Origin of the sequence: Streptomyces sp. Act143, from assembly GCF_003143935.1 — a bacterium.
In the GTDB taxonomy this organism is placed as follows: domain Bacteria; phylum Actinomycetota; class Actinomycetes; order Streptomycetales; family Streptomycetaceae; genus Streptomyces.
The window spans coordinates 8,333,207-8,333,444 of sequence record NZ_QFRX01000001.1 but is presented as its reverse complement, the minus strand read 5'-3'; the positions used below and the strand labels follow the sequence as shown (position 1 = coordinate 8,333,444).

General features: G+C 60.5%; 1 protein-coding gene. It reads left to right on the top strand.

Annotated features, from left to right (window positions below):
• A partial coding sequence (locus DI272_RS46320) for a hypothetical protein (protein WP_219933868.1) occupies positions 1–238 on the top strand: 238 nt, incomplete at both ends.

Below are 238 nucleotides of genomic sequence, written 5' to 3'. Positions count from 1 at the left end.
CGACGCGGGAGAACGAGACAACGCGGTCAACAACCTCGGATACACCGACGAGGGGATCGCCTGTCACGTTTATGGTGCAGGAGGTGCAAACCGAGTTCCTCTGTTACGGGCGTACAAGAGGTACGGGGCTCGCGTGCGGCTGCAACTGAAGGTCGTGCAGAACTACCTGTCAGAGGGGATCGCCTGTCATGTGTTCTCGGCGGCCGGCTCTGGCACGACACCACTGTTCCGGATGTTC